Here is a 22,112-nt window from a genome sequence, read left to right as displayed (position 1 = left end):
GCTCACCCCCGCCCGGCAGCCCGGGTGCCGGCGGCGCGCAGGGAGTCCAGGAGCGTGCTCAGCATCAGGACGCCGCCCGCGACGGCGAGGGCGTTGAGGACGATCGCGACCGCCGGGTACTCGGCGGTCGCGTAGCCGCCCGGACGGAGGAGCGCCACCGCGAGCTTCCAGCCGCCCCACGCGAAGAGGGAGCCCGACGCGGTGAACCCCAGGGCGGTCGGAAGCCAGGCGGGCAGGTCCGAGCGCGCGGAGGCGACGGCCAGGACGCTCCAGGCGCCGAGCACGGTCCAGAGCGCCGAATCGCCCAGCAGGAGCCGGGTGTTCAGGTCGAGGAGGTCGTGGTGCGCGGGGTCGAGGCCGAGTCCTCCACCCGCGGCCCACACGGCCCACACGGCGGTCGGCGCAGCGCTGAGGAGGGCGGCGGCGCGTGCACGGCGAACGGCGGTCCTCCTCCGGTCGGCGAGGCGTCCCAGGAAGGCGGCCGGCCACCTCTCCCTCATGTAGATGGGAAGGGCGATGGCGAGGCCGATGGCCATGCCGGTGAATCCGATGCCGATGAGAGCCATCTCCCAGGACGGTGCCACGTCGCCGCCGTCCCCGCCGGTGTCCTCCTTACCGGCGCCGAGGACGGAGCCGACCAGCGTGTAGGGCAGGAGCGGGATCAGGAAACCGCTGCTCACCCACGTGAAGAAGACCAGCGGCGCGGCCGGGATCCGCCACTTCCCGCCCCGGGCCAAGACGAGCCCCAGCACGATCCCGGTCGCGGACATGCCGACCGTCACCGCGTTGAGCACGATCCAGTCCGCGCCGCCGAAATCCGCCGGCACGTGGCCCAGCGCCGCCGCCGCTATCCACACGACCTTGACCACCAGGTACAGCGACAGCGACGCGGCTGCGCCGTACCCGCCGACCCGTCGGGCCGTGTCCCACCTCGTCCCGATCGCTCCGGACGCATCAGGCGATCCCGTCATGATCGGAGCCTGCCGTCCGCCGACCCGGCACCGGCTCCCCCGTGCGGGCCGTCCGCCTCCCCCGCTCGGCGGAGAAGGCCCTAGCGGTCGGCCGGGAGGAACTCGTCGAGCGCCGCCGCGACCAGGTCGGGACGTTCGAGGGTCTGCATGTGCGGAGTGCCGGGAAGCTCCTGGTAGGTCGAGCCCGGGATGCGCTCGGCGATGCCGGACATGATCTCCGGGGTCGTCGAGGCGTCCAGTTCGCCCGCGAGAACCAGGGTCGGGAAGTCCTTCCCGGTGATGCGGCCCTGCACGTCCACGCCCTTGAAGGCCCGCCAGGACGCGGCCCAGTCGGCGGAGTCGAAGCGCCGGATGTGCTCCCGCGCGTACCGGACGCCCCAGATGTCGGTGGCAAGCGCGGCGGGCGTGAACCAGCGCGTCAGGGTGGGGACGATCTGCGCCTCCATGCCGTCGGTCTCACCGGAGCGGGCGCGGTCCTCGAAGGCGTCGAAGGCGTGGTCGGTGGTGGCGAGCAGGGCAAGCGAGGCGACACGGTCGGGTGCGCGGACGGCGGCGGTCTGGGCGATCCCACCGCCCATCGACAGGCCGACGACGTGCGCCCGCTCCACGTCGAACGCGTCGAGGACGCCGAGCAGGTCATCGGCGAGGTCGTCCATGCCGAACGGGCGGGGCGCCCCGGCGGCCAGGCCGTGTCCGCGGAAGTCGTAGGCGAGCACCCGCCGGCCGTGCGCGAGCCGCTCCATGACGGGCTCCCACATGCGCCAGTCCACGCCCAGCGAGTGCGAAAGGATCACAGTCGGCCCGTGGTCGCCCTTCTGCGCGACGGCGGTCTCGTGGCCCGCCAGCGCGACGCGGTGCATCCGCGGCGGCTTCGGCACGCCCTGCTCCTCCAAGACCTCGTTGACGACGGCGAGCGCGTCCAGCGCGCGCGGAAAGCCGGCGTAGACCGAGATGTGCTCGCAGAGCGCGAGCAGCTCGGACGGCTCGACGCCCTGCCGCAGCGCTCCCCGCACGTGGCTCGCGAGTCGCCGCTCCGCCCCTCCCGCGGACGCGATGATGGCCACGGAGGCCAGCTCCCGCATCCGGCGGCTCAGTTCGGGGCGGGCCAGCGCACCGCCGAACGCGCCGTCCACGACCGCTTCGAACATCTGCGGGGAGGTCCGGAGCACCTCACCGAGCGCCTCCTCGGGCCGGCGCCCCATCAAGCCCTCGTACTCGCGCCGCCCCCGCTCACCACGGTCCATGTCGTCCTCCAAAAGTCGTTCTGTGGAACGCCCCCATCCTCGCCGCGCCATCCGTAAGACGTCCAAGACTTGATAGAGCTGATCGTCATATCCCAGCCCTATCACCGGCTTCGATCGGTCACGGTCCGACCGAGGCGAGGTCCGGACGGCGCGCGACGAAATCGATGAACGCGGCCAGCGCGGGGCTCGGGCGGCGCCCGGCGGGCCAGGCGAGGGACGGGGCCCAGGCCGGTTCGGGGTCCAGGCGGACGACGCCCACCGGCCGGCCCGGCTCCTCGGCCACGGACCGGGGGACGACGGCCGCGGCCAGGCCCACGCTCGCCATGGCGCGGGCCGTGCTGTACTCCCGTGTCTCGTACCGGATGCGCGCCGTCGCGCCGGCGGCCGCCAGGGCCGACAGGATGATCTCGCGGATCGCCGAGCCCGGCGCATAGCAGACCAGGTCGGCACCGTCGAGAGCGGCGACGGGCACCCGGTACCGGCTCGCGAGCGGCGCGGAGACCGAGGTGATGAGGACGAGCGGCTCCTCACCGAGCGGCAGGGAGTCGAGCCGCCGCCCTTCCTCCTGCGGCAGCCGGACGAGGGTCGCCGCGTCGAGATGCCCGCCGGCGAGGCCCGCGACCATCTCCTCGGTGTTCATCTCCCGCAGTTCCACGTCGACCGCCGGGAACTCCTCGGCGAACTCCACCAGCAGGCGCGCCAGCCGGGCCGTCAGGCCGCGCGCTCCGCCGAGGCGGATCCGGCCCCGCGTCCCCTCCGCCCAGCCGCGCATCTCGTCCTCGACCGCCGCGATGTCGGCCAGGATCCGCTCGGCGTGCTCCAGCAGCGCCGCCCCGGCCGGAGTCAGCTCCACCCGGTGGTTGTCGCGCTCGAACAGGGTGACGCCGAGCTGCCGCTCCAGCTTGCGGATCTGCTGGGACAGCGCGGGCTGCGCGATCCGCAGCGCCTCCGCCGCACGCGTGAAGTGCAGCTCGCGCGCCACCGCCCTGAAGTACTCCAGCTGCCGAGAAGCCATCATGCGAGCATCTTCTCACTCTGCTCTCGGTCATTAGCTGCACGTCTTACTCGCATACAAAGGCGAGCCCGCACCGCACGAACGGGGTTAACAGAGGGGTAACGGCGGGCTCACGACACTCCCGATCATGGATTCCGACGCAGGACGGCGTCGATGAGACGGGCGGTGCTCCTCGTCGGCGCGATGCTCGCCGCCGCCGCGATACTCATGGCCGGCTCCACGGCGTACGTCTACGAACCCCCTACCGTCCCTACGGTGACCGCGACGCCCCCGACTCCCAGGCGGCCCCCGACGACGCCCGCCTTCACCCGGTCCGAGCGCGAGGAACTCACCCGCGCGCTCCGCCGCCGGCTGGGCGACAGGGCCGACGACCTGGCGATATCGGTGCGCGACCTGTCCACCGGCCTCGCGTACTCCTACGGCGGGAGCCTGCGGACGGCGACGGCCAGCATCGTCAAAGTCGACCTCGTCATGGCGCTGCTCCTCCAGGCGCAGCGCGAGGAGCGCTCCCTCACGTCCGCCGAGAAAGCCCTGGCCGAACGTGCGATCACGGTCAGCGACAACGACGCCGCCAGCGCGCTGTGGCGCGCCATCGGCGGCGCGCACGGCCTGGCTTCCGCCAACAGGAAGCTGGGCCTGCGCGACACAGAACCGGGCGCGGGTGGCTCCTGGGGTTCGACGACGACGAACGCCGCCGACCAGATCCGCCTGCTGAGCGCCCTGACGTCCGCGGACAGCCCGCTCGGTTCCGCAGGCCGCCGCTACGTCCGCCGGCTCATGGGGGACGTGACGCCGGAACAGGCGTGGGGCGTCAGCGCGGCCGGAACCGGCGCCGAACTGAAGAACGGATGGCTGCCCCGCGAGAAGCACGGCGGCGCCTGGACGGTCAACAGCATCGGCATCGTCGAGGTCGGAGACCACACCTTCCTCCTCGCCGCCCTCTCCGAGCGCGGCGCGACCCTGCGCGGCGGCATCGAGGACGTCGAGCACGCCTGCAAAACCGTCGCAACGGCCCTCGCCCGCGCCTCCATCGAAACCTGAGCGGCCCGTTCACCTGCGATGTTCGCGGGATCCGCGCCGGGGCCGTCATACTCTCCGTCGAACAGGGCCCGTCCCCCGCGCTGAAGGAGTCGCCGGCATGCGCACTCGGCCGCTGTACGACGTCGTCGCCCTCCTGGCGCGGCTCGGCGTGGGCATCGTCTTCATGGCGCACGGCTGGCAGAAGATCGAGGCGGGCGTCACCGCTACGAGCCGCTCGTTCGACGCCCTCGGCGTGCCGCTCCCGACGGCCGCCGCCGTCTACTCCGCCTTCGTCGAACTCCTGGGCGGGGCGGCGCTGATCGCTGGGCTCGGCCTCCCGGTCACCGGCGTGCTCCTCTTCCTCGACATGGCGGGCGCGTTCATCTTCGTCCACGCCGACAAGGGCCTATTCATGGTGGACGGCAAAAGCGTCCAGAACGGCTACGAGCTGGTCGTCGCGCTCGGCTTGGCCGGCCTGCTGTTCGCCGCGGGGGGCGGCGGGCGCCTGACCGTCGACCAGTGGGTCATCGCGAAGCGCCTCCGCCGTCCCGCCGAGAAGGAGGACGAGGACGACGCGGCGAGCTTCGTGGAGTCGCTCCGCCAGGCCGAACTGAAGCCCGCGAAGAAGCCCCGCCGCTCCCCCAAGCCGCCCGCGGCCCCCGCCCCCGAGTCGTCCGGCGCCCCGGACAAGCCCGCCGACACGAGCGACGACGTGCTGGTGGCCGGCCGCCGCAAGCCCTCCCAGCGCCGCCGCACCTCGACCACCCAGCCGGCCGAGCCCCCCACCGGCGACACCGACCCGCCGGCCTGACGGCGGGCCGCGAACCAGGGAACCGCTCACGAGCGCACGATCCCCCGGCTCCGGACCTCGAGGCGGCCGGCCGCTCCCGGCACCGATCACCCGTCGAGCGCACCCCGGTCGCGCTCGACGGGTCTGCCCTCACGGTCGAAGGCCACGGCCTCGAACAGCGACGGCTGCGTCTCCGTGCGCCAGGGCAGGAGATCCAGGAAGTACCCGTTGGGTTGGACGGTGGTCTCATGGCTTCGGCCGTTCGCGAAGTCGAGACGAACCGCCGCCGCTTCCGGCCTGAACACGTGTCCGGCCGCGAACCAGCGGCCGCGCCGCAGCGTCTCCTCGATCACGATGAGCATGGGAGGCACGCCGGGCGGCCGTCCCTCGGCGCTGTCCCCTTGGGTGCTCCCCATCTCGTCTCCGCCGTCGGCCGGGACCTGGCGCAGGTAGACGAACGTCCCGCCGGCCTCGTTAGGGGCTTCCCACCACTCGACGGCATCCAGCTCGGGCGTCTGGAGCCTTGCCATCAGGGCGGCCTGGTCGGTGATGACCCGGAACATCGGCGAGATGCGATCGAACTCGTCCTGAACGAGCTCGTCGCGGAACTTGCGGATGACGCCGGGGGGAATCGGGTCTGGGGGCATTGACGTGGTCATGACGTCCAGCCTCGGACGCCCTCGCCGCCCGCGGCATCGGGAAGATCCCTGAAGCGACCCTGAAATCACCGCTCCACGACCGAGGGCCGGGGGCGGCCTGGGTACGGGCCCCGGGCCGGACGCGGCGAAGGGGAGACGGGCTGAGCCGTCTCCCCTTCGCCGACCGATCCAGGCTTCGCCGCCGTGGAACCTGGGGTCGGTCCTGGCCATGCGCCGCACGGTTTCCTCGCCGAGGACGTGCTCGTCCATGCGGACGACGCTCAGCAAGTCACGCCATAGCCCGGAAACCTTGGCGCCAGGAGGGGTGTGCCGGGTGCCAGCCCAGTTCGCGCTTGGCCTTGGCGTTGGACGCGCCGCGCAGTTCGGTCATGAGCACGACGCCGGCCTGTCCGGCGGCCAGCCGTCCGACGAACCGCGGTACCTTCATCGGCTTCTTTGCGCCCAGCATCGCCGCCAGTTCCGGCAGCCATTCGGCGACCGGAGCGGGATCGTCATCGACGATGTTGTAGACACCGCGGCCGCCCTTCTCCACCGCTGCGACCGTGGCCTCGGCGGCGTCGGCGATGTGGATGAACGACCACACCCCGCCGCCGTCGCCGACGACCGGGAACTTGCGCTTGCGGATCATCTCGACCTGCTCGGAGCCCGGTGCCATGGAGGTGCCGGGTCCGTAGAACCCGCCATAGCGCAGCACGATCCCCTCGGTCCAGGCGGCGCCCAGCACGGCCTTCTCCAGGTGCTCGATCGCGGCGATCATCGAGGCCATCTGGGGGATCGGTGAGCGGTCCAGGGGGTCTTCCTCGACCTTGACCGGCCCGCCGGTCCGGTCGTAGGTGAACGCGCCGTTGCTCTGGGCGACGAACCGTCGCACTCCGGCGGCGCGGGCGGCCGCGAGCAGGTTGTCGGTGCCCTCGGTCCGCAGCCGGCCGGTGGCGGCGAAGCTGCGTTCGAAATGGCGGGTGTCGATGTCCCCGATGGCGGTCAACTGGTGGACGATCACCTCCGGGGCCGCCTGGCGCACGGCCGCCTCGACCTGGACGCGATCGAGCGCGTCGGCGATGACCGGCACCGCGCCCAGTTCCGCCGCCTTGGACTTGCCGGAGTCGCTGCGGACCATGGCGAACACCTCGTGTCCCGCCTCGACCAGACGAGGCACGAGTTCCGTGCCGATCGCTCCGGTCGCTCCTGCCACGAGCACTCTCATCGTCGGCTCCCTTGCTGTCCGGTTCGGGTTCGCCACTTGAACCGGATGGCCCGCCGATTGCTGACAAGAGTCGAATGTGACTTGGGTCACACTACGAGGAGGGGCTCACCATGGTCGGCCGCCGCCCACTGCTCGGTCGCGCGTGCGAGCTTGTCGGGGTTCGCCTGTGTACGGCAGGCGGCGATCCCCTCGGCCGTGACCTCCAGGCACATGATGCCGACGACCCGGCCTTCCACGACGGCCACGACGGCGGGTTCGCCATTGGCGACCCAGGCGTATATCTCAGACGAGCCACCGACGATGGCGCGCGTCGCCTCGCTGGGCTTGAGGAGTGTCCCCACGAACTTCGCGACCGCGACGGCTCCCTTGAACGCCTTGGTGCGTGCCGGGACCTTCCCTCCGCCGTCACCGATGGAGACGGCGTCCTTGGTGAGCAGGCGTACGAGCTCATCGGTGCGGCCACTGGTGGCGGCGGCGAGGAACTCCTCGACGATCCGGCGGGCGGCGGCCTCGTCGACCTCGCGACGGGCCTTGCCGTACGCGACGTGCTCCTTGGCGCGGTGAAAGATCTGCTGGCTGGCGGCCTCGGTGATGTCGAGGATCTCGGCGATCTCCCGGTGCGGGTAGTCGAAGGCCTCCCGCAGGACGTAGACGGCCCGTTCGTTGGGAGCCAGGCGCTCCATGAGGGTGAGGACCGCGTACGACACCGATTCGCGCTGCTCGGCGGTGTCGGCCGGGCCGAGCATCGGGTCCCCCGCGAACAGCGGCTCGGGGAGCCACCGGCCCACGTAGGTCTCGCGGCGTGCCCGCGCGGAGGCGAGCTGGTTGAGGCACAGGTTGGTGAGCACCTTCGTCAGCCAAGCCTCGGGAACCTGGACGCGGCCGACGTCCGCGGCCTGCCAGCGCAGGAACGTTTCCTGGACGACGTCCTGTGCCTCGTCCGCGGAGCCGAGGAGACGGTAGGCGATGGCCTGCAGACGGGGCCTCGCCAGCTCGAACCGGTCGACGTCATCCGCCCTCAAAGGCATGGCCTGATCATAGTCTTCCGCAGTGGCTTCAGCAGGTCGCGGCCCTTCTCGCGGATCGTGGCCGTCACCTCTGACACGGCGAAGGGGAACCGACCATGGCCGGTTCCCCTTCGCCGTCCGGTGGTTCAACCGGAGTCGATCAGTTCAACGTGCGGATGGAGGTTCGCTCGTCCTACTGGGGCAGAGCACTTATTCGGAGGGTGCGGTATTCCCCCGCTTGGCGTCCTCCTCGCGGGCGATGAGGTATTCGGTCCAGTCCCGTCTGGCGACCTGGGTCCAGCGGACAGCGGTGTTGATGTGCATGCCGAGGACGTCAGCGAGGATCGGGGCGGGCAGGTCCTCGACCAGGGCGATGAGTGCGGCGTTGCGGGCGGGCCGGGCGTCGATGCCGTGGTCTAGGAGTTTCCGGCTGAACCCGGACGGCCCGGCGGGCTGACCGGGCACCCGGCCGGGGAACAGCCAGCCGGCCCCGGCCGCGAGCCGGGTGCGGTTGGCGGGGGTGGCGGCCAGGTCGCCGAGCAGGGTGGCGAGCTTGGGCGGGACGAGCAGCGGGTGGCGGCCGAGGGTGAGGTAGGTGCCGCCGTCGCGGTCGTGCAGATGCTCGGGGCGCAGCATGCGGATGCGTGAGGTCGGCAGGCCGAACAGCAGCAGCAATGCTCCGGCGGCACGGACGTCCAGCGGCAGATCGGTGTCGGTGAGGCAGCGGTGGAGTTGGTCCCAGCGGTCGTCCTCGGCGAGGATGCTGGCCGGGTCCTGCCGCGGAATGGCCGGGACGGTGAGCCGCGGAGTCAGGCCACGGTCGGCGGCCCAGCCGAGAAAGTAGCGGATGGTGTAGGTGCGGGTGTTCCCGGTGACCAGCCAGCGGTCAAGATCCGCCTGGGTGAGCGTGGCCAGGGCGAGGCCGTGCTCGTCAAGCCAGGTCAGTAGCTCCAGCGCGATCCGGATCCGGGTGCGCAGGAAGGATCCAGACCGGGCGGGGTGAAGGCGGTGCGAGGCCCGGCGGCGGGCTTGTTTGAGCAGGAACCAGTGCACGTAGGGGCGGACGAGCCGGGCGTGCTGGGCGGGTCGTTCTGCCAGCAGAGTGTCCAGCCAGGCGGGGATGCGGTCGAGGTCCTCGTGGCGTTCCGGCAGGACGCCGGTGTGCACCAGGGCCTGGCGCACGTAGTGCTCGTAGCGGCCGGGCGGGAGTTCGTCGAGCAGTTCGTGGCTGATGGTCCGGCCGGCGGCAGCCAGCTCGGCGAGCAGGTGGGCGTTGGGGCTGCGTTTGAGCCAGCAGAGCACGCCGCGGGCGTCGTCGGCCTCGGCCAGCGCGTCGGCCAGGGGCCGCAGTTGGTTCGGGACGTGCCCGTCGGGGCCGCCCAGGTGCTGTTCGAGCCGGACCTTCAGCACGCAGCGGGGGCAGCGGCCGTCGGCGTAGAGGCGTCCGCCGGTCCCGCAGCCGGGGCAGGTGTAGGCGCCGGGCAGCCCGGCGCAGGGCCCGCAGATGGCCTCGCCGTCGTCACCGCGGGCGATCAACGGCTGGCTGCTCCCGCAGCGGCCGCACTGCTTGGGATGGTCCAGGACACGGATGTGGCAGGCTGGGCAGACCGGTCCGAGCGGCCAGTAGGCGTGGACACGGCGGACTTCCTCGCAGAGGGCGCAGGGGGCTGGTCTTGTGCGGGCGGCAGCCTCTGCAGACAAAGCCGTATTCGGCGTTGTTCGAGCCGGGTTTGACCTGGTGACAGACCGAGCATTCGGCCGGTGGCGGGACGTTGCAGTTCTCACACAGGTCGGGGCTGTCGGCGGACGCCCGGCGAGAGATCACGCGCGCTTTCCCGCTTTTGCCGCAGACCCGCCGGGGTTGGCGAAGCCGCCGGTAACAGGACTGGCAGAACGCTCCGTTGGCGTCGCGGACCTTGGCGGGGCCGACGGCGCCGCAGGAAACGCACGTGTGCGTCGGCGCCGTCCAGCAGTCCAGGCAGAGCGCCCGGCCGTCCGAGCGGCGGGTGACGGGCATCCGCACGCGTCCGCAGCCAGCGCATTCCTCGACGACCTGGGGATCAACGCGGTAGCAGGCGGCGCAGATGCCGCCCTCGTCCCGGCGTGCCAGGATGCGGGGAACGCGCCCGCATCGGCTGCAGGGCTTCTTGTCGCCGCGGGCGCCGCAGGCTTGGCAGATGCGCCCGGCGGGACCGAAGCGGGGCAGCTCAACGTCAGTGCGGCCGCACTGAGAGCAGCCGGGGGCGATGACGTCGGCGCGTCCAGCAGCGCGCAAGGCGTGTGCGAGCCGCACCACCACGACCGGGGCAGCGGCGTTCTCCCGAGATCAGCGCATCGGGGTGGGCGGCCAAGTACTCGTCCAGCGTGCGCAGCCCGATGCCCTGGTCCGCCCGGGCCGTCGCGACCACCTTGGCGGCCGCGGCGCGGGTGAGTCCCGTAAGGGACGTGGTCAATGCGGTGACGATCCGTTCTCGTCGTTGATGGCGTTCGGCGGCTCGCCGCCGGTCGCGGTCGCGGCTCACTGTCCGGGACGACGGATCTTTGTCCGCCGCGGGCCAGGCAACGGCACAGTCGACTCACCGGCGGTCTTGCGGACCTGGGCGTTGACGACCTCGACCTCGATGAGGTCGCCCGGGGCGCACTCCAAGATGTCGCAGAGCGCGGCCAGGGTGTCCATGCTCAGCCGTTGTGGCGGCTGGGTGACCAGCCTGAACACCTGCTCGCGGGACAGGTGGACGCCGCGTTCGGCCAGCGGGGCGACCAGGTCGGTGGTCTTGAACATCTCGCGGGCGGCCATGAGCTGCCGCAAATTCCAGCGGATGCCCATCTTCTTGATCATTCGCTCTCCCACAGGTCCGGGTGCCGCTTGCGCAGGGCGCGTTGCACCAGCCGTTCGCGGTACTCGTCGGAGACACCGGTGTAGATCGCAGTGGTGCTGGCATAGTCGTGGCCGACCTGCAGCGACACGAACTTTTCCGGATAGTCGAACTCGACCAGGTGGGTGATGTAACTGTGCCGCAGCGAGTGCAGATCCAGCTCGTGCGGCAGCCCGGCGGCGTCACGGGCCTGCACGAAGGCATGGTTGAGCCCGCGCAGCGACATCCGGCCGGCCCGCTCGGTGACGAACAGCGCAGGCAACCTGCCCGGGAGAACAGAGGCCGGACCTCGTTCACCCAGTGGTCGAGTTCGTCGACGATCCAGTCCATCTCGTGCACGGTCAGCGTGGTGCGGCACTTGGGCGGACTGCCTTTGGATGCCTTGCCGTAGCGGACGAACAGTGCGCCGTACTGCCGGTACTGCGGCCTCTTCGGCGTCCGACGCAGGTCCGGTAGGTCGAGCATCCTGGTCTCGTTGCGGCGCAGCCCGTAGGCGTAGACGGTTTTGAGCATGACCGCGTCCCGCATCGCCGTCAGCGCGCCCTTGCGGCCCAGCGACCGGACCTGTTCCACCCGGCCGTCGACGGCGTCGAACAGCGCTTGGAAATCGTCGTAGGTGAGTGACCGCCGTTCGGGACGGCCCTCGTAGTCCGCGACATGGGCAACCCGGTTGTCCTCGGTGAAGATCTGCTGCGGGATCTGCCCGAACCGCTGATGACACTCCTCCGTCCAGCCGTAACGCCGGTCAGTGAGGTAGTCCATGAACAGCGCCAGCGTGGTCTCATACCCCCGGCCGGTCGACATCATCAGCGGCCGGGTCCGGTTCGGCGACCGCAGATGAGCGATGAACGCCTCGCCATCGGCCAGCGTCCACTCCCACGGGTAGGCGTTGGTGAACGCCACCAGCCGCCGCACCAGCGACACCCGCGGCGCGATCGTACCCTTCTCGTTCAGGAACCGGGTCCGCTGCTGACGCACCCACCCAGCCAGCATCGCCTCCAGCACCGCAGGCTTCGGGTCAAGATGGACAACCCCGTCGATGAGTTCCAGATGCGCAGCACCAGGCAGATCGGCGGCTTCAGCCACAGGAGCCTCCCGTTGCATGAGATGCAACATTGTTGAGGTTGAAACATGTGGCGCGCAAGCCCTGCCGCGATCCCGGCCGTGGGCGTCCCCTTCGCGGTCAATCACCCACCCGTCAGGGGCCTGGATTCACAACTTCGGCGATCTCCCGAGCGATCTCTCCGATCGTGTACTGTGCGGTACTCCGAGCGATCTTGTCCGCCAGGGATGGACTCTGTGCCATCACTTCGTCCCGGGTGATTTCATGCCAGATCGGCAGGAGATTCTGCTCACCGGAGACGTACCGGGTGACCAGACCGTCGAGTTCGTACTGTGGCCACCCCTTCCTGAAGAAGGGCTTGGACAGCACGACTACGCCGAAACGACTTCCAGCGAGACCGGCGTCGATCTTACGGCGGAGACTATCCCCGATCCGCAATTCGAAGGTGTCCAGCCACACGTCCAGACCAGCCGTCCGAAGGTGCTCAGCAAGCGGCTGAGCGACTGCCGCCTTGTCCTCGCCGGCATGAGAGATGAAGACGTCCCACACCTGTTGCCCCTCTGTAACGAGGGCAGGAGGCACGTCGTGCCTGATGTGACTCAACGATGCTGGATCGACCGACGACCGGAATGTCGGTAGCGGCGGCGGCTCCACACTGACGGAGGATCTGACCTTCCCTCCAAGGCCTGCGAGATCGACCGTGACGTACCAGTGCCCGCTGCTAGGGACCTTGATTCGAGCCGGTGAACGCTTCACAAGCCCACCGTGAAAGCGCGCCTTCCGCCCATTCTTGTAAGCACGGAAGTTATTAGGATTCATCAGTCGAACATTTGCGGCATTGCCCTTCAACGAAACAACAACCACCGAGCCACGTTCGCAACGCCCCAGGTCATGCACGGCGAATTCCATCGTGAGTCTCCCTTCATGACTCTTCAGAATGAGGTTCAGCACGGTCAGTCACCCGTGCTTGATTGGTGATGCGGCAAGGACCGGCCATCCGAGGTGTGGGCCCTGGACGGCCGGCGTTACCTACTTCTTGCGGCGGCGAGAAGGCGTCTGCGACAGCGCGCTAGCGGCCGCAGCCTTCGCGGCCTTGCTGGCCTTCCCGTTCGACAGCGTCTTTCCCGCCGCAGACGCAGCCTTCTGGCTGGTCTGACGAGTGTTCCTCTTCACCACGATCACCACCTCCTTCCGGACCGACTTGCGTTGCGGCCCGGAAGCTGATGTCATGCGGGTTCCTACACGCGCGCAGGAACATCAACTTCCTCGCCGCAGCGAGCGCCCGACCTCCCACAAGGCCGGGCGTTCGCCGTTTCAGTCGCCAACCTCTAACGACTGAGACGAATCCCGGGCGGCGCCGCGATCCTCCACTGGAACCACGGCGGCACGCCCTCTTCAGTTGTTCTGTGCGCAGCTCACACGCCAGCTACCGAGATGTTGCATCTACTACAACTTTGCCCATCCTCAGCTGCAGCCGCTGGTGGAGCCGCAGCCCTCGCAGACATAGCAGCTGCCCGCCGGGCGCATCTTCGTGCCGCAGGTGAGGCAGAGCGGCGCGTCGGCCGTGCGGCCCTGGCGGCTCTCGATCACCTCCATGGACGAGCGCGCCTCACCCGCCGGGGCCGGGGCGGGCGCCGCGGGCCGGGCGATCTCGGCGGACTGCGCCAGGGACTCGCGGTCGACCTCGTCCTCGGCGTGCAGGGCGGCGGGGTCCTCGCCGTTGGCCTGCATCGCGCGCTCCTCGGCGGTGAAGATGCCGAGCTCGGCGCGCTCCTCGTACGGGAGGTGGTCCAGCGCCAGGCGGCGGAAGATGTAGTCCATCACCGAGGTCGCCATGCGGATGTCCGGGTCGTCGGTCATGCCCGCCGGCTCGAACCGCATGTTGGTGAACTTCTCCACCCACGTCTCCAGCGGGACGCCGTACTGGAGGCTGATGGAGATCGCCATGGAGAAGGCGTCCATCACGCCCGCGAGCGTGGAGCCCTGCTTGCCGAGCTTGAGGAAGACCTCGCCGACGCCGTCGTCCGGGTAGGACGAGGCGGTCATGTAGCCCTCGGCGCCCGCCACGGAGAAGCGGGTCACGGTCGCGGGACGCTGCTTCGGCAGGCGCCGGCGGACGGGGCGCGGCACCGTCTCGGCGGGCGCCGCCGCCTTCGGCTCCTCCTTCTTGCCCGCGGCGGACAGCGGCTGGCCGACCTTGCAGTTGTCGCGGTAGATCGCCAGGGCCTTCAGGCCGAGCCGCCAGCCCTCGAAGTACACCTTCTCGATGTCCTCGATGGTGGCCTGCTCCGGCATGTTGACGGTCTTGGAGATCGCGCCGGACAGGAACGGCTGGACGGCCGCCATCATCCGGACGTGCCCCATCGGGCTGATCGCCCGCTCGCCCATCGCGCAGTCGAACACCTCGTAGTGCTCGGGGCGCAGCCCCGGCGCGTCCACGACGTGGCCGTGCTCGGAGATGTACTCGACGATCGCCTCGATCTGCTCCTGCTGGTAGCCGAGCTTCTTCAGGGCGCGCGGCACCGTGTGGTTGACGATCTGCATGGACCCGCCGCCGACGAGCTTCTTGAACTTCATCAGCGCGAGGTCCGGCTCGATGCCGGTGGTGTCGCAGTCCATCATCAGGCCGATCGTCCCGGTCGGGGCGAGCAGGCTGGCCTGCGCGTTGCGGTACCCGTTCTTCTCGCCGGCCTTCAGGCAGTCGGCCCACTGCTTGGCGGCGGCGGCGTGGATCGCCTTGTCCATCGCGTCCAGCGTGCGGATGCCGTCGTTGGCGGCGGCGTGCTTGCGCATGACGCGCTTGTGCCCCTCGGCGTTGCGCGCGTAGCCGGCGTACGGGCCGACGACGCCCGCGAGCTCGGCCGAGCGCCGGTAGGCGACGCCCGTCATCAGCGACGTGATCGCCGCGGCGAGGGACCGCCCGCCCTCGGAGTCGTAGGCGTGCCCGGTCGCCATCAGCAGGGCGCCGAGGTTGGCGTAGCCGATGCCGAGCTGCCGGTAGTCGCGGGTCGTCTCGGCGATCTTCTCCGTCGGGAAGTCGGCGAAGGTGATGGAGATGTCCATCGCCGTGATGATCAGCTCGGTGAGCTTGACGAACTTCGCGACGTCGAACGCGTTCTCGTCGGTGAGGAACTTCAGCAGGTTGATGCTGGCGAGGTTGCAGGACGAGTTGTCCAGGCTCATGTACTCCGAGCAGGGGTTGGACGCGGTGATCCGCCCGGTCTCGGGGTTGGTGTGCCAGTCGTTGATCGTGTCGTCGTACTGGATGCCGGGGTCGGCGCACTCCCACGCCGCCTTGGCCATCAGCCGGAACAGCTCCTTGGCCTTGACCGTCTCGATGACCTCGCCGGTCATCCGGGCGCGCAGCCCGAACTCGCCGTCCGACTCCACCGCGTGCATGAACTCGTCCGACACCCGGACGGAGTTGTTGGCGTTCTGGTACTGGACGCTGCCGATGTCCTTGCCGCCGAGGTCCATGTCGAACCCGGCGTCCCGCAGCGCGCGGATCTTGTCCTCCTCGCGCGCCTTGGTCTCGATGAACTCCGCGACGTCGGGGTGGTCGACGTCCAGCACGACCATCTTGGCGGCGCGGCGGGTCGCGCCGCCCGACTTGATCGTCCCGGCGGACGCGTCGGCGCCGCGCATGAACGAGACCGGGCCGCTGGCCGTCCCGCCCGAGGACAGCAGCTCACGGCTGGAGCGGATGCGGGAGAGGTTCAGGCCGGCGCCGGAGCCGCCCTTGAAGATGACGCCCTCTTCCTTGTACCAGTCCAGGATCGACTCCATCGTGTCGTCCACGGACAGGATGAAGCACGCCGAGACCTGCTGCGGGGACCTGGTGCCGACGTTGAACCAGACGGGGGAGTTGAAGCTGAACATCTGGTGGACCAGGGCGTACTTCAGCTCGTGGTCGAAGATCTCGGCGTCCTGCTCGGAGGCGAAGTAGCCCTCCTTGAGCCCCGTGTCCACGTACATGCGGACGACGCGGTCGACGAGCTGCTTCAGGCTCCATTCCCGCTGCGGCGTGCCGACCGCCCCGCGGAAGTACTTGGACGTGACGATGTTGACGGCGTTCAGCGACCAGAAGTCGGGGAACTCGACGCCGCGCTGCTCGAAGTTCACCGAGCCGTCGCGCCAGTTGGTCATGACGACGTCGCGGCGCTCCCAGCGCAGCTCGTCGTACGGGTGCACGCCGGGCGTGGTGAAGATGCGCTCGATCTTCAGCCCCTTGCGGCCCCCCTTGCCGCGCCGTGCCGCCGAGCCGCTCACCGTCTCCGTCATGGCCTTCCCCCTCTCGGGCCCTCCCGCCGGGCCCTGTTCAGGAACAACTCCGCCGCCGCACGGGCCATGCCCGGGCGGAGACGCCTTTACATGTGCTGATGTGTTTCCGGAACCGTCCCTACCGGGACGGGCCGGGCTCCCCCGAGGAACCGGCCTTCCGCAGTGCTTCGATCTCCTTGGCGAAGTCGTCCAGCGACTCGAAGCTCCGGTAGACCGAGGCGAATCGCAGATAGGCGACCTCGTCGAGTTCGCCGAGCGGCCCCAGGATCGCGAGGCCGATCTCGTGCGAGGGGATTTCCGCGGATCCGGACGACCTGATCGCCTCTTCGACCCGCTGTCCCAGCTTCGCGAGCGCATCCTCGTCGACCGGGCGGCCCTGGCAGGCCCTGCGCACCCCGGCGATGATCTTTTCCCGCGAGAACGGCTCGGTGACCCCGCTGCGCTTGGCCACCATCACGAGCACATTCTCCTGCGTGGTGAATCGCTTGCCGCATTCCGAGCACGACCGGCGACGCCGAATGGCGCCACCGTCATCGGTCGAACGGCTGTCGATCACTTTGGTGTCAGGGTTGCGGCAGAACGGGCAGTGCACGTTTGGTCCCCTCCCCTGACGTAAACGAGTTACACCGATGTTGATGCCATATATAGGGAACTACATCGATGTGACTACTAGATGTTGTGGTCAACCGTACGGCTCGCCGGAGCCGTTCGCAACCTGATCGGCGGCCCCGTGCGTCACATCCGCCACGTCCGCGCAGGTCACCTCCGACACCCCGATTTTCCCTCCGGGCGTGTCGTCACCCACCGCCTCCGCCGGACGCCTCCGGGTAACCCATCACACCGCAAAGCCCCAGGCCAACGCCCCCGCCACACATGCGCCACCGCCCGCGACCGCTCAGGCCGTCGCACTCGGTGAACGCCTCGCCCGGCGACCTCTCCGGCGTCCGGCAAGGCCGACGCCGCTACGGCACGGGAGCGCCCGGAGTTGCCGCACGCCGGCGGTCGAGCCATGGCGGCACGCAACGCGAGGGAAGGATGGTGACTCGGCGTAGCGGCCGGGGTCAGCTCGCAGGGAGGCGGAGCTCCTGGCCGGGATGGACGGTGGGATCGCCCGCGAGTCCGTTGAGGTCGATGATGCGCTGGACGACCACGCGGGGGTCGCTGCCGGGATCGGCGGCGGAGGCGATCTCCCAAAGGGTCTCACCGGGCTCGACGACGACCGTTCGGGCGGGACGGACCGGGGCGCCGCGGCCTTCGCCGGAGCCGGCGAAGGCGCCCGGCCCCACGGTGAGCCAGAGCAATATCAGCGTCAGGGTGGCGGCGAAGGCGACCAGGACGGCGCGGCCGCGGCGGGTCAGGCGGATCGGGGGACGGTCACTGTGGGGTGAACCCGGCATCTCTCCCCTCCTCGACTTCGAATGCATTTTCGATCGAACGCCTGTACGATGTTCTACCAGGGGGCGTCCGCAAAAAGCGAGCACATCTTCGAACAATTGTTTGATCATCGGGCCTGGACGCGATAGGTTCCATGACAAGGAGTGACGGATCGAGGCGCCCGGGAGGCGACGAGCGATGAGCAAGGTCCGGGAGCTGCCCGACGGGCCGATGGACGAGACGGGCCTGACCCAGCGACAGCGCATGGTCCTGGAGGTGATCCGCGACTCGGTCCAGCGCCGCGGGTACCCGCCCTCGATGCGCGAGATCGGCGAGGCCGTCGGGCTGACCAGCACCTCCAGCGTGTCGCACCAGCTCCGGGCGCTGCAGCGCAAGGGCTTCCTGCGGCGCGACCCCAACCGGCCGCGCGCGGTCGAGGTGAGGGTGCCGGGGGCGACGCCCGTGCGCACCCACGAGGAGGGCTACGAGCCGGGCTCGGCGCAGCCCGCGCCCGCGTACGTGCCGCTCGTCGGGCGCATCGCCGCCGGTGGCCCGATCCTCGCCGAGGAGGCCGTCGAGGACGTGTTCACGCTGCCGAAGCAGCTCGTCGGCGAGGGCACCCACTTCCTGCTGAAGGTCACCGGCGACTCGATGATCGACGCCGCGATCGCGGACGGTGACTGGGTGGTCGTGCGGCAGCAGCCGGTGGCCGAGCAGGGCGACATCGTGGCCGCCATGATCGACGGCGAGGCCACGGTCAAGACGTTCAAGCGCCGCGACGACGGCCACATCTGGCTGATGCCCCAGAACCCCGCCTACGAGCCGATCCCCGGCGACGAGGCGTCGGTGCTCGGACGCGTCGTGGCGGTCCTTCGCAAGATGTGACGCCGCGCCTCAGCGGCCGCCGGAGCCCCTCCGGCGGCCGCTGAAGCCTGCCCTGACCGAGCCCCCCACACCCCGGCGCGCGCCCCGACCGCCGCACGCCCACCGCACCCGGCCACGCAGGCACACGCTTAGCCCGCCCCAGCGCGCGAGCCAGCACATCGCCGCTGCCACCGGTGCCGAGAACCCAGCACGAGGCCCCCGCCAGCACCACACGACGCCTGCGGTGGCACGCCAAGTCACGGCAGTGTCGGCGTGGGTGGGGTGGGCCGCCGCGCCGGTTGGGCGGCGCGGCGGGCCTGGGTCAGCGTTTGGGGACGATGTTGACGATCTTGGGGGCGCGGACGATGATCTTGGCGATGTCGGCACCGCCCAGGGCGTCCTGGATCTTGGCGGAGGCCAGCGCGCGGCGCTCCAGTTCCTCCGCGGTGATCCCGGGCGGGACCTCCAGGCGGTCGCGCACCTTGCCGCCGACCTGGACGACGCAGGTGACCGACTCCTCAACCAGCAGCGCGGGGTCGGCGGACGGCCAGCCCGCGCGGATCACCGGAGCCGTGCGGCCCAGCAGCTCCCACACCTCGTCGGCGGTGTAGGGGGCGAACAGCGACAGCAGCACCGCGATCGCCTCGGCGGCCTCGCGGACGGCCGGGTCGGCGGCGCCGGGGCCCGAGTCGATGGCCTTGCGGGTCGCGGTGACCAGCTCCATGATCCGCGCGATGGCGACGTTGAACCGCTGCGTCTCGACCAGCGTGGTCGCCTCGGCGACCGTGCGGGCCGTGGCGCGGCGCAGGGCCGGGTCGCCGGCGGTGACGTCCACGCCGGGCGCGGACGAGACCTCGGTGGCGATGCGGTGCACGCGGGACAGGAACTTCGACATGCCGTGCTGGGACACGTCGGCCCAGTCGATGTCGTCCTCGGGCGGGCCGGAGAACAGGATCGCCAGCCGGACGACGTCCACCCCGAACTCGGCGATCTGCTCGCCCAGGTCGACGCCGTTGCCCAGCGTCTTGGACATCGCCTTGCCCTGGTTGATCACCTGGCCCTGGTTCAGCAGCCGGGTGAACGGCTCGGTGAAGTCGACCATGCCCATGTCGTGCAGGACCTTGGTGAAGAACCGGCTGTACAGCAGGTGCAGGATGGCGTGCTCGACGCCGCCCGTGTACTGGTCGACCGGCATCCACTTGCGGACCTGCTCGACGTCGAACGGGCCGCCCTCGTAGTTCGGCGAGCAGTAGCGGAAGTAGTACCAGGACGAGTCGACGAACGTGTCCATGGTGTCGGTGTCGCGGGTGGCCGCGCCGCCGCACTTGGGGCACTCGGTGTTCACCCAGTCGGTCGCGGCCGCCAGGGGTGAGGTGCCCTTGGGCGCCAGGTCGGCGCCGCGCAGGCCCTCGGGCAGCTTCACGGGCAGCTGGTCGTCGGGGACGGGGACCTCGCCGCACGCCTCGCAGTGCACGATCGGGATCGGGCAGCCCCAGAACCGCTGCCGGGACACCAGCCAGTCGCGCAGCCGGAAGTTCACCGACGCGCGGCCGGTGCCGCGCTCCTCCAGGATCTCGGTGATGCGGGCGATGCCGTCGGCCTTGGTCAGCCCGTCGATCGGGCCGGAGTTGACGATGGCGCCGTCGCCGGGGGTGGCGACGCCCGTCTCGGCGGGGTCGGCCAGTCCGGTCTCGACGACGACGCGGACGGGCAGCCCGAACTTCAGCGCGAAGTCCAGGTCGCGCTGGTCGTGCGCCGGCACGGCCATGATCGCGCCGTGCCCGTACTCGGCCAGGACGTAGTCGGACGCCCAGACGGGCAGCCGCTCGCCGTTGACCGGGTTGACGGCGTAGCGGCCCAGGAACACGCCGGTCTTCTCGCGCTCGGTGGACAGCCGCTCGATCTCGCTCTCGCGGGAGACCTCGTCGCGGTAGGCCTCGAACGCGGCGCGATGGTCGGGGTGGCAGATCTCCTCGGCCAGCGCGGCGTCGGCGGCGACGACCATGAAGGTCGCGCCGTACAGGGTGTCGGGGCGCGTGGTGTAGACGGTGACGGGCTCGTCGCGGCCCTCGATCACGAAGTCGACGTCGGCGCCGGTGGAGCGGCCGATCCAGTTGCGCTGCATCAGCAGGACGCGCTCGGGCCACTTGCCCTCCAGCTGCGCCATGTCGTCCAGCAGCCGGTCCGCGTACTCAGTGATCTTGAAGTACCACTGGGTCAGCACGCGCTTCTCGACCAGCGCGCCGCAGCGCTCGCAGTGCCCGCCGACGACCTGCTCGTTGGCCAGGACGGTCTGGTCCTTCGGGCACCAGTTGACATGGCCGCCCTTGCGGTAGGCCAGGCCCCGCTCGTAGAAGCGCAGGAACAGCCACTGCGTCCACTTGTAGTACTCGGGGTCGGAGGTGTGCAGGCGCCGCGTCCAGTCGAAGGACGGGGCGTAGCGGTGGAAGGAGGCCGCCTGCGTCTCGATGTTGGCGTACGTCCACTCGGCGGGGTGCGAGTCGCGCTTGATGGCGGCGTTCTCGGCGGGCAGGCCGAAGGAGTCCCAGCCGATCGGGTGCAGGACGTTGTGACCGCGCTGGAACCAGTAGCGCGCGACGACGTCGCCGATGCCGAACGCCTCCGCGTGGCCCATGTGCAGGTCGCCGCTGGGGTAGGGGAACATGTCGAGGGCGTAGCGGCGCTCCTCGGCGGTGCCCGTCTCGTCCGCCTTGAACGGGTCGAGCTCCTCCCAGCGGGCCTGCCACTTGTCCTGAACCGCCCGGGGGTCGTACCCCTCGTTCAGGGGGGACGCCCCCCCTGTACCCCCCGGCGTCGCACGGTAGGGAACGTCGCTGCTCACGCTTCTGACTCCGGTTCCTGCTGCTGGGTCGTGGCCGTCCGCCGACATGAAACGGCCCCTCGCACAGGAGGGGCCACCACGCTGACGTCAGTGCGTCAACGTGGTCGTTCGAGGAGCAGCCTGGCTGACATACCTCAAGAGTAGCGCAGTCGCAACCCCCGCCGCCGCGACTTAGTGCCCCGACTCCTGGCGCGCCATGGACACGACGCCGGTCACCTGGACGCGGGTCAGCTCGAGATCGGCGCCGACGGCCGACAGCGTCTCCTCCTCGGAGACGGTCAGCGGCCCGTCGACCAGCGCGATCTCGGCGGCGGCGCGCAGGATGCTCTCCCGCGCCTCGGGGGCGAGGGCCGAGGCGGCGCGTCCCATCTCGACGCGGACCTCGTCGAAGGGGCGGCCCAGGTCGGCGTTCAGGGCGGTGTCGTCGTACCCGGGCTCGCCGGCCTGCCGGACGACGGCGACGGCGCGGGAGCGGGCGGCCTCGTCGGTGTAGTCGCCGGAGCGCAGGACCTGCGCGATGGCCATGCGCAGCAGCATGGCGGGCATCTGCGCGAGTTGCGCGGTCGTCGGCACGTCGAGCACGCCGGGGTTCCAGCGGCCGTGGCAGGTGTCGCACTCGACGAACTCGCCGCCGGCCTTCATCAGCGGGATGACCGGGATGAAGAACAGCGTGAAGAAGTTGCGCCCCTGCCGGCGGCGGTACTCGCGGTCGCCGCCGCAGTCGGGGCAGTGGAAGGTCCCCCTGGTCAGGGTGAAGAACACCACGCGCCAGCCGAAGATGATCAAGATCGCGCACCCTTTCTCGCCGAAGCGGCACATGGTAACGCCGCCGGACCGCCCGGATGGTAACGACGGCGGGCGGAGCCGCGTTCCCGCCCGGCCCCTTCCGGCCGCGCCGGCCG

Annotated in this window: 19 protein-coding genes; 3 read left to right on the top strand and 16 right to left on the bottom strand. The window is 70.3% G+C overall.

The genetic code is table 11. The annotated features are described in order from the left end of the window. Positions 1 to 2 precede the first annotated feature (2 nt). The 3 genes from K4S16_RS28375 to K4S16_RS28365 form a co-directional block, all read right to left on the bottom strand. Positions 3 to 971: a hypothetical protein gene (locus tag K4S16_RS28375; RefSeq protein WP_149262116.1), complete on the bottom strand. Its 969-nt coding sequence runs from the start codon at positions 969 to 971 to the stop codon at positions 3 to 5. A gap of 80 nt (positions 972 to 1,051) precedes the next feature. Continuing rightward, a complete protein-coding gene (locus K4S16_RS28370; protein ID WP_160161064.1) occupies positions 1,052 to 2,215 on the bottom strand; it encodes an alpha/beta fold hydrolase in 1,164 nt (387 codons plus the stop codon). Positions 2,216 to 2,333: 118 nt separating this feature from the next. Next, positions 2,334 to 3,233, bottom strand: a complete 900-nt coding sequence (locus K4S16_RS28365; protein ID WP_149262114.1) for a LysR family transcriptional regulator — start codon at positions 3,231 to 3,233, stop codon at positions 2,334 to 2,336. 150 nt (positions 3,234 to 3,383) lie between these two features. On the opposite strand from K4S16_RS28365, the gene K4S16_RS28360 reads away from it, so the two are divergent. After that, complete coding sequence (locus K4S16_RS28360; RefSeq protein ID WP_149262113.1) at positions 3,384 to 4,271, top strand: serine hydrolase; 888 nt, start codon at positions 3,384 to 3,386, stop codon at positions 4,269 to 4,271. A gap of 97 nt (positions 4,272 to 4,368) precedes the next feature. Continuing rightward, positions 4,369 to 5,061 (top strand): DoxX family protein, encoded by a 693-nt coding sequence (locus K4S16_RS28355; protein WP_149262112.1) that lies wholly within the window; start codon positions 4,369 to 4,371, stop codon positions 5,059 to 5,061. A gap of 86 nt (positions 5,062 to 5,147) precedes the next feature. Here the strand turns inward: K4S16_RS28355 and K4S16_RS28350 are convergent, their stop codons facing one another. The 11 genes from K4S16_RS28350 to K4S16_RS44525 all read right to left on the bottom strand — a co-directional run bounded on the left by K4S16_RS28350 (position 5,148) and on the right by K4S16_RS44525 (position 17,527). Next, positions 5,148 to 5,699, bottom strand: coding sequence for a hypothetical protein (locus tag K4S16_RS28350; RefSeq protein ID WP_149262111.1), 552 nt, complete (start codon positions 5,697 to 5,699; stop codon positions 5,148 to 5,150). 268 nt (positions 5,700 to 5,967) lie between these two features. Continuing rightward, complete coding sequence (locus tag K4S16_RS28345) at positions 5,968 to 6,903, bottom strand: NAD(P)-dependent oxidoreductase (protein WP_149262110.1); 936 nt, start codon at positions 6,901 to 6,903, stop codon at positions 5,968 to 5,970. A gap of 86 nt (positions 6,904 to 6,989) precedes the next feature. Next, complete coding sequence (sigJ, locus tag K4S16_RS28340) at positions 6,990 to 7,931, bottom strand: RNA polymerase sigma factor SigJ (protein ID WP_149262109.1); 942 nt, start codon at positions 7,929 to 7,931, stop codon at positions 6,990 to 6,992. 189 nt (positions 7,932 to 8,120) lie between these two features. Next, positions 8,121 to 9,446 carry a hypothetical protein gene (locus tag K4S16_RS28335; RefSeq protein ID WP_149262108.1) on the bottom strand — a complete coding sequence of 442 codons (1,326 nt, stop codon included), beginning with the start codon at positions 9,444 to 9,446 and terminating at the stop codon, positions 8,121 to 8,123. Between the two features lie 982 nt (positions 9,447 to 10,428). After that, positions 10,429 to 10,749: a helix-turn-helix transcriptional regulator gene (locus K4S16_RS28330; protein WP_149262107.1), complete on the bottom strand. Its 321-nt coding sequence runs from the start codon at positions 10,747 to 10,749 to the stop codon at positions 10,429 to 10,431. After that, a complete protein-coding gene (locus K4S16_RS45230; protein ID WP_375708350.1) occupies positions 10,746 to 11,048 on the bottom strand; it encodes a tyrosine-type recombinase/integrase in 303 nt (100 codons plus the stop codon). Before K4S16_RS45230 ends, K4S16_RS28330 begins: the two co-directional genes overlap by 4 nt. Before the next feature lie 936 nt (positions 11,049 to 11,984). Then, entirely contained in the window at positions 11,985 to 12,758 is a 774-nt protein-coding gene (locus tag K4S16_RS28320; RefSeq protein ID WP_149262106.1) for a DUF1883 domain-containing protein, read from the bottom strand. 120 nt (positions 12,759 to 12,878) lie between these two features. Beyond that, a complete protein-coding gene (locus K4S16_RS28315; protein WP_149262105.1) occupies positions 12,879 to 13,079 on the bottom strand; it encodes a hypothetical protein in 201 nt (66 codons plus the stop codon). A gap of 234 nt (positions 13,080 to 13,313) precedes the next feature. Further along, positions 13,314 to 16,130, bottom strand: a complete 2,817-nt coding sequence (locus K4S16_RS28310) for a vitamin B12-dependent ribonucleotide reductase (protein ID WP_149262104.1) — start codon at positions 16,128 to 16,130, stop codon at positions 13,314 to 13,316. Positions 16,131 to 16,248: 118 nt separating this feature from the next. Continuing rightward, positions 16,249 to 16,722, bottom strand: a complete 474-nt coding sequence (nrdR, locus tag K4S16_RS28305) for a transcriptional regulator NrdR (RefSeq protein WP_141583086.1) — start codon at positions 16,720 to 16,722, stop codon at positions 16,249 to 16,251. A 469-nt stretch (positions 16,723 to 17,191) separates the two neighbouring features. After that, positions 17,192 to 17,527, bottom strand: coding sequence for a LysM domain-containing protein (locus K4S16_RS44525; RefSeq protein WP_160161063.1), 336 nt, complete (start codon positions 17,525 to 17,527; stop codon positions 17,192 to 17,194). 175 nt (positions 17,528 to 17,702) lie between these two features. On the opposite strand from K4S16_RS44525, the gene lexA reads away from it, so the two are divergent. Then, complete coding sequence (gene lexA, locus K4S16_RS28295; protein ID WP_149262102.1) at positions 17,703 to 18,389, top strand: transcriptional repressor LexA; 687 nt, start codon at positions 17,703 to 17,705, stop codon at positions 18,387 to 18,389. 301 nt (positions 18,390 to 18,690) lie between these two features. Here the strand turns inward: lexA and leuS are convergent, their stop codons facing one another. Continuing rightward, the gene (gene leuS / locus K4S16_RS28290; RefSeq protein WP_235037162.1) at positions 18,691 to 21,153 is read right to left on the bottom strand and encodes a leucine--tRNA ligase; all 2,463 of its coding nucleotides are present in this window, start codon (positions 21,151 to 21,153) and stop codon (positions 18,691 to 18,693) included. 228 nt (positions 21,154 to 21,381) lie between these two features. Beyond that, positions 21,382 to 21,996, bottom strand: a complete 615-nt coding sequence (locus tag K4S16_RS28285; RefSeq protein ID WP_149262100.1) for a TerB family tellurite resistance protein — start codon at positions 21,994 to 21,996, stop codon at positions 21,382 to 21,384. Positions 21,997 to 22,112: the final 116 nt, after the last annotated feature.

The sequence above is a fragment of the Actinomadura sp. K4S16 genome (genome assembly GCF_008327685.1).
In the GTDB taxonomy this organism is placed as follows: Bacteria; Actinomycetota; Actinomycetes; order Streptosporangiales; family Streptosporangiaceae; genus Spirillospora.
Note: the sequence above shows the minus strand (reverse complement) of the source record. Positions and strands in the feature narration are given on the sequence as shown.